The 7452-nt window shown below is 57.1% G+C and carries 6 protein-coding genes and 1 pseudogene; 3 read left to right on the top strand and 4 right to left on the bottom strand.

The genetic code is table 11. The features are described from left to right. Positions 1–202: pseudogene (locus M0974_RS22005) on the bottom strand (phytanoyl-CoA dioxygenase); the annotation flags it as partial. Then, positions 199–1065, bottom strand: a complete 867-nt coding sequence (locus M0974_RS22000) for an SDR family oxidoreductase (RefSeq protein WP_297841682.1) — start codon at positions 1063–1065, stop codon at positions 199–201. The gene M0974_RS22000 and the pseudogene M0974_RS22005, both read right to left, overlap by 4 nt. 202 nt (positions 1066–1267) lie before the next feature. Here M0974_RS22000 and M0974_RS21995 point away from each other — a divergent pair, with 202 nt between their 5' ends. Together M0974_RS21995 and iolG are read left to right on the top strand one after the other, a co-directional pair. Beyond that, a complete protein-coding gene (locus M0974_RS21995) occupies positions 1268–2293 on the top strand; it encodes a LacI family DNA-binding transcriptional regulator (protein WP_297841679.1) in 1026 nt (341 codons plus the stop codon). Between the two features lie 44 nt (positions 2294–2337). Continuing rightward, the gene (iolG, locus tag M0974_RS21990; protein ID WP_297841677.1) at positions 2338–3336 is read left to right on the top strand and encodes an inositol 2-dehydrogenase; all 999 of its coding nucleotides are present in this window, start codon (positions 2338–2340) and stop codon (positions 3334–3336) included. Between the two features lie 61 nt (positions 3337–3397). Here the strand turns inward: iolG and M0974_RS21985 are convergent, their stop codons facing one another. Both M0974_RS21985 and M0974_RS21980 read right to left on the bottom strand, forming a co-directional pair. Continuing rightward, complete coding sequence (locus M0974_RS21985) at positions 3398–4534, bottom strand: catalase family protein (RefSeq protein WP_297841674.1); 1137 nt, start codon at positions 4532–4534, stop codon at positions 3398–3400. A 35-nt stretch (positions 4535–4569) separates the two neighbouring features. Further along, a complete protein-coding gene (locus M0974_RS21980; RefSeq protein WP_297841672.1) occupies positions 4570–6381 on the bottom strand; it encodes a cytochrome c in 1812 nt (603 codons plus the stop codon). A gap of 370 nt (positions 6382–6751) precedes the next feature. Here M0974_RS21980 and M0974_RS21975 point away from each other — a divergent pair. Continuing rightward, positions 6752–7452, top strand: a 701-nt coding sequence (locus M0974_RS21975) for an FKBP-type peptidyl-prolyl cis-trans isomerase (RefSeq protein WP_297841669.1), incomplete at its 3' end; no start/stop codon positions are given.

The following is a 7452-nucleotide window of genomic DNA, read 5'->3' as shown; positions in this document are numbered from 1 at the left end:
GCTCGTTCATCAGTGCCGTCGGATCGTTGTTCAACGCCTCGCGCAGGGTGCTCGCGGCATAGATTGGCACCTTACGTTGCACCTCGGCGCAGTGTGGATAGTCCTCTAGGTCAACGCTTTGCTCGCACAAGGCGGCAAAGTCGGGCAGGGCCACGGCGTCTTCCCGCACGAAAGTGCAGGGGGGCGATTTCACTGGGGTCATGACCGAACTCCGGCCTGTGCTGCCGAATCAGCAAGGGACAGCGGTGCATCTGGGCGAGGGCTCGGGCCGTCGCCGCAGCCGATGATGCCTTGTTCCAGATCGATCACTGCGCCGGTCATCATTCCCGACTCTTTGGACAGCAGGAACGCGACGCTTTGCGCGACCTCTTCAGGTTTGAGCAGTCGCCCAAAGGGTTGTGTCTGTTCACAGGCCGCCAACCAGCCGTCCTCCGCGCCGTGGTACTGGCGCTGAATTTCATCCTCGTGGGGCGTGTCCATCCAGCCAATATTCAAGCCGTTGACCCGAATTCGATTGCGCAAGGCGCTGAACGCGACGTTTTTGGTCAAGATCGCCAACGCCCCCTTAGACGCGGCATAGGCGGCGAGGAACGATTGGCCGCCATGCCCGGTGACGCTCTGGATATTGACGATGGAGCCTTCGACGTGAGTGCTGATCATCAGCTTGATGGCTTCTTGGATCAGGAAAAACGGCGCCCTTACATTGACCGCGAAGATCCGGTCAAACAGCTCCGGCGAGGTATCCAGAATGGTCCCGCGGTCTGACATGCCGGCACAATTGACCAGACCGTGCACGGTGCCGAAGTGCTGGCGGGCAGCGTCGATGACCGCGCGGCAGTCTTCGACCCGTTCCATGTCAGCTTCAACAAAAAACGCTTGGCAATCGAGAGCCGCCAGTTGCCGCGCTTGCTCTTCGCCTTTGCCACGGCTACGCCCGCAAATAATCAAACCGGCGGCGCCACGCTTGGCCAGGGTGTGAGCCACTGCTGCGCCAAGCCCTTGGGTGCTGCCGGTCACGACAAAATATTGCCCGGTAAACGGGGTTGAGAGATTGGCTTCAGACATGAGTTTCTCCTGCTGATTTTATTGTTGTCGGGGCGGTGCCGTGGAAGCCAATGGCGCTGGAGTTACGTTCGGCCATACACGGCCTACACGGCTATACACCTAGCGGCTATACACCTAGAGAAAGTGAGACTAGCATTACAAACACCTCACAATAGCCCGAACAAACCTCATAAAAACCTCAGTCTCAGGCGTCCGTACACCCATGCTCAGCCGTGCCAAACGATTCTCCATCAAGCAAATCGCCACCCAAGCGGGCGTCAGCAAAGCTACCGTTGACCGGGTGCTGCATCAGCGCGGAAGCGTTCATTACCAAACCAATCGGCGTATCGAACAGGCGTTGGAAGAACTGGAGGCCCAGGAAAAAACCGGGCTGGCGGTGGGCCGAACCTTTCATATCGACGTGATCATGCACACGCCAAAACGCTTCAGTAATGCCGTGCAGCAGGCCATGACTGCGCAATTGGGCGGGCTGGCGCCGTTCCGGATTTTTCCCCGGTTTCATCTGTTCGAAGACATTGACCCGCAGCAGATGCACGACTTGATCCTGCACTGTGCAGAGATTGGTAGCCAAGGCGTGGTGCTTAAGGCGGCTGATGAACCGCAAATAAACCTGGCGGTAAATCAACTGACCTCCGCCGGGGTTCCGGTGGTGACGCTGGTGACCGATTTACCGCAAAGCGAGCGCATTGGTTACGTCGGTATGGACAACCGAACCGCTGGGCAGACCGCCGCTTATTTACTGTCACGCTGGCTCGATCCCAACCCGCAAGACGTTGCGGTGGTGTTCAGCAGTGACCGCTTTCGTGGGGAAGAGGAACGCGAGATGGGCTTTCGCATGTGGCTGCGTAACCGCGCCCCTCACCTTAGGGTCCTCGACATCAGCGGCGGTTATGGCGTTTACGAGCCAACGTTCAAACGGGTGACCGAGGAACTTAAAGCCCATCCCGAGCTGAAAGCGGTGTACAGCGTCGGCGGCGGAAATCGAGCAATTGTCGATGCGTTCGCTGCGCTGGGGCGGCCCCTTGAGGTGTTCATCGGCCACGATCTGGACGAAGAAAATCGTCAATTACTGGCGGAAGAAAAAATCGCAGCGATCATCGACCACAACCTGAACATAGATGCCCGACATGTGTTTTTACACATCCTGCAGTTTCATCGGTTGTGGAAAACCGGTCCCATTCCGTCTTCACAGGTGCAGGTGGTGACCCCGTTCAATTTGCCTCACTAATGCGCTCAAACGCCTGAACAACAACAAAATAAAGGAGTTCGACCATGTTACGAATCGCTGTTCTCGGTGCCGGCCGTATCAGCAAGATCCACGCGGCCAACGTCGCCGCCAACCCCCGAGCCCAATTGCTGGTGATCGCCGACCCGTGGCGTGAGGGGGTCGATGCGCTCAGCGCGCAGTTTAAATGCGAGGCCGAGTACGATTGCGCTGCGGTGATGGAGCGGCATGACATCGACGCCGTGGTAATTGGTACGCCCACCGCCACCCATATCGACTTGATGTTGCAGGCCGTGGCCAATGGCAAAGCGGTGCTGTGCGAGAAACCCATTGATCTGGATACCGACAAAGCGCGGCATGCAGTCAATGAGGTCGAACGCCTCAAGGGAAATGTGATGCTCGGCTTTAACCGACGCTTCGATCCCGACATGCTGGCCCTGCGTAAGGGCATCGCCGCTGGGCAAATCGGCGAAGTGCGTCAAGTGATTATCACCAGTCGCGACCCAGGGCTGCCATCCCGGGAATACCTGGCGCATTCGGGCGGGATTCTGCGGGACATGACCATCCATGATTTCGATACCGCGCGCATGTTGCTGGGGGAGGAGCCCACCGAAGTCACGGCCTTTGCCAGTCGGCTGGTGGACCCAGGGCTGGAAGAGATCGGCGATTACGACAGCGTCATGGTGCTGTTACGCACAGCCTCCGGTAAGCAATGCCACATCAATTGCTGCCGCGAGGCGCTGTACGGCTATGACCAGCGGGTGGAGGTGTCGGGTGCCAAAGGGGTGCTGCTTAACGACAATCATCGTTCAAGTACGCTGCGGCTCTGGAATGCTACTCAGACTGACGCCCGGGAGCCGCTGCTGAATTTCTTTCTGGAACGTTACGCCGATGCCTACCGCAACGAGTTGGATCATTTTATCGATGCACTCAACGACGGTACGCCATTGCCCACCAGTGCACGGGACGGTCTGTATGCGTTGCAGTTGGCGGATTGTGCACTGGAGTCGATCAACACTGGGCGAACAGTGAAGGTCTGTTATTAGGATTCGGTGCGCATCTCAACAGACATCCGGGCCGTGAGCAGTTCCATAAAGTTCACAGTGTTTACTGCTCGGCGTTGCGACTGTGGCGATACTCGCTCACTGCCTCATACACCGCTTTGCGCAGGCGGTTGATGCCGCCAATCGGGCGGTGTGCCTCAATGGCAAACCATGGATTGAATGATTGGTTATCGCACGCGAGGTTCAGCGCTGGGGTATCAAAATCCTGGGCCGGAATTCGTACCTTGGCGACGGTCTCGAACGGTGCATCGCTTTCCTTCCATTCGATGCTGGTGTCTTCGATGGGCATGAACTTGCTCGGGTCCTGGCGTTGGATCTGCAACACGAAACACGCGGGCACGCGATCCGCCGACAGTTGCTGATTCAGGGCGTTGCGCAAGAAGTTCGGTAGCCCTTGGTTCTGTGGCGGCAAGCTGTACTGAGGGCAACTTTGTGGGTCTGGCGCGACGCGGAACTTGGCGTTGGCCGCGCCAAATTTATACGGTGATACCGAATAGTAGGTGCTCTCGGTCGGACTGTTTGGCGCTGGGGCCAAGGTGCCTAATGCGATGAACATATGGCGGATTTGCCACGTACGCGGGTCCCACCCTGGAAAGAACGCCTGCTTGCTTTGACCATTGGCTTGGGCGGCGATGTTCTGCGCGTATTCAGCCACGTCGCTGACGAAAAAATTCGGATGATTGAACATCACAAAGTCCTGCTCGCCGCGCCCTTGTTGGTCAGTTAACAGCTGTGGCCCTGGCACATCCATGAGTTTGATCGCCATGCCGCGAGCGTCTTTGGCACTGTCCATCTGTGGATAAGCATTGCCGTTGGACAGGCGCATTGATGCTTGCCAGACCTTGCCGGGCTCCGCGAATACACCTTGGCGCAGAGCCGGGGCGAGGTCGCTCACTACCTGAACCTCAGCCTTCACGCAGCCATGGGCTTTTGCATGGGCGTCGCGTAGGTACCGAGTGCTTTCCCGATGTTGGTCAACGACGCTGATCGCGGTCTGGATAATGCCTTGGGTCATGGCGGATTCGCCGAGCGGAATCTGCTCTTGCGCCGATACCGGCCCACGGTAATGCCAGGCAAACCAGGTGGTTGCCAGTAGCCACCCGATCAAGCCTAGCGCCACAACTATCAGAAAAACTTTGCCCAGAAATGCGCCAAGGCGAACCCAAAGGGTGGTCAGCATGTGGTGATCCTTATGTCCGTCGCGTGTGCGGGCGCTTACGGCAGTTGTGATTCGAGTGGGCCGCCGAGCACCTTCAGGTACTCCACTAAAGCCCAGCGTTCTTCGGGTTGCAGCAATCTGCCAATGACGCCATTACCAAGTGGGCCGACGCGGAATTCATGGCCGCTGTTGTGGTTGCCAGAGATTCTCGTGTCGAACAAAAACGCACCCGGAAATTTCTCAGTGCTATAGCCCACATGTCGCGGGTCAAACTCGACGCTGCCGGTATAAAAAGTCGAGGCGCGTTCATCCTGCGGCGACAGCAACTGGTAAAGGCTGGGCACCGAGCCGTTGTGCAGGAACGGCGGGGTCGCCCACACGCCGTCCAACGGTCGCGCACGGTAAGTACGCGCTTCACGTACGCTGATGGGCAGTCCGAAACCCTCAAGCTTTTGCACTTCGGCAGGTGTCGCCTTCATATCGCGGTAAGCCCGAGCCTCAACAAAAGCCGTGATGTACGCCAGACCTGTGCTCATCGATACATGGCTGGTGTCCAACGGCACGTCAGTGGTCGGGACTAGGTTAACGTTCAATGCGGCGAGATCTTTGGGGTCCCACTTCAGGGAACTCAGGTCATAACGCTGGTTGAAAATGTTATCGGCGGTGTTCGGATCGGTGCCGATGTACTCGACGGGGAGCATTTTCAGTTTCAGGAGGTACGGGCGCTCCGGGGTTGGCTTGTTCAACGGAACATGGCAGCCCGCGCAGTTATCGGCAAACAGGGTTTTTCCTTGGGCGGCCCGAGGGCGGTCGATGTTGCCCAGCAGCGCTTCCGGCCATGCAGGCGCTTTAAGCCCTTTCAGGGTTTCCTCGATGGTGTAGAGGTCCGTGACGCGGGCGCCTGACGGATAACGGGCATCGCCGGTGAGGGGATGGCCTGCGGCATCAAACAGAGTCAGTGTGGCGCCCACACCCAGGGCCTCACCAATATTGCGGGCCATGGGTTGCTGTGCGGAACCGTTCCACTGCACCCAATCAAATTTCCAGATATCCCACAGTTGCGGGTAATCCACAGGCGCGTTTGCCACGCGATAGTTTTTCTCGGAAATTGCGTCGCCAAGGGCCGCATTGGCAATGCGCCCAAACGCATCGGTACGGCCGGGCCCTTCTTGAGTGGGATAAAGCCCGCGATGGGTGTCATTCCAGGCTTCGTGGATGAAGGTATCCAGTGATTGCTTGAAATCGCTGCGCAATTTTTCATGTTGCGCGTCGTAATTCTGGCCAAGAACGTTACGTGCGAAGCGTTCGAATTTCCACGGGTTGTAATACGTCGAGAACAGGCTTGCGACTAACGCCTGGCCAAAGCTGCCTCCGCGCAGGGTCGGGACGCTGGACGGCAATACATGGTGGGCAGAGCCACCGTCAATGCGCAGCGACTGACCTTTGAAGCGCAACTCTCCGGTGTGGCAAGCCGCGCAGGTGATGTCCAAATACCGCTCATCACTGCCGGGGTTTTGGTGTTGGGTGAATCCAACCGGCAAGTTGCCTGGATTCGCTGGCGTCGCGTGTTGTTTTGGATCGACCAGGAAGCCGAAGCGCGCCAAATACTCGGGGGTCGCGAAACGTTTATCGGAGAAGGGCAGTTCCAGCGCGCCGAACCAGTCGTAGCGCAGACCTTTTACCTGAGTGCCCTGGGGCGTGAAGTAAAAGGTCTGGCGGTCTTTCTCGCTCCACTGATCAAGGTAACGCACCTGTTCGGCAGGCACATAGTCGGGCAGGTTTGGATTGGCGATGTAATACAGAACCACCGCCAATACCAGGCAGATCAAGGCTACGATTAGCAGCAACGCACGGGTTAAAAAGCGCAACGTGAAACCTCCTTGTCTATTTATAGCCACCTTATGCCTGAGCCAATATGTTGGTGGCAAGTAGCCATTTCATCAGTGCGAGGACTCACGTACTCGCTCTACGGTGGGGTTGAATAGACCTAGAACCCTAAAATTCTGATTTGCTTGTCTGGCGGCGATGCGGTTTGCCATAAGGCCTCATAAGGCCAATGGCCGGCTTTGGTAGAGCTGAACCAATGCTGTACGAGTCGTTCGCCCCGCAATAAAACGTTTGGATACCTGAACTTATCTGCCTTTTGTGCCTCTCATGCCGGTAGCCATTGATCGCGGCAGCCTGATAAGCTCGCGGCTTTACTCGTTTGCCCTATTGGCGCATGAACAAGGAATCAGCATGAAACAGCATCGGTTGGCGGCGGCGGTAGCCTTGGTTGGTCTGGTACTGGCGGGTTGTGACTCGCATACCAACGTAGAGCTGAAAACCCCGGCCCAAAAAGCTTCCTACGGTATCGGCTTGAACATGGGCAAAAGCCTGGCTCAAGAAGGTATGGATGACTTGGATTCCAAAGCCGTAGCCCAAGGCATCGAAGATGCCGTTGGCAAGAAAGAACAGAAACTGAAAGATGACGAGCTGGTCGAAGCCTTTGCTGCTCTGCAGAAGCGTGCTGAAGAGCGTATGGCCAAGATGAGCGAAGAGTCGGCAGCGGCTGGCAAAAAATTCCTCGAAGAAAACGGCAAGCGTAAGGAAGTGACCACTACTGCTTCCGGCCTGCAATACGAAATCATCAAAAAAGCCGATGGCCCTCAGCCTAAGCCAACCGACGTTGTGACTGTTCACTACGAAGGCAAGCTGACTGATGGCAAAGTGTTCGACAGTTCAGTTGAACGCGGCAGCCCGATTGATCTGCCAGTAAGCGGCGTGATCCCGGGTTGGGTCGAAGGTTTGCAACTGATGCACGTTGGCGAAAAGGTCAAACTGTACATCCCTAGCGACCTGGCTTATGGTGCTCAGAGCCCTAGCCCGACTATCCCTGCCAACTCGGTATTGGTATTCGATCTTGAACTGCTGGCCATTAAGGACCCTGCAGCCGCTGC

Origin of the sequence: Pseudomonas sp. (assembly GCF_026224925.1) — a bacterium.
Lineage (GTDB): Bacteria > Pseudomonadota > Gammaproteobacteria > Pseudomonadales > Pseudomonadaceae > Aquipseudomonas.
Note: the sequence above shows the minus strand (reverse complement) of the source record. Positions and strands in the feature narration are given on the sequence as shown.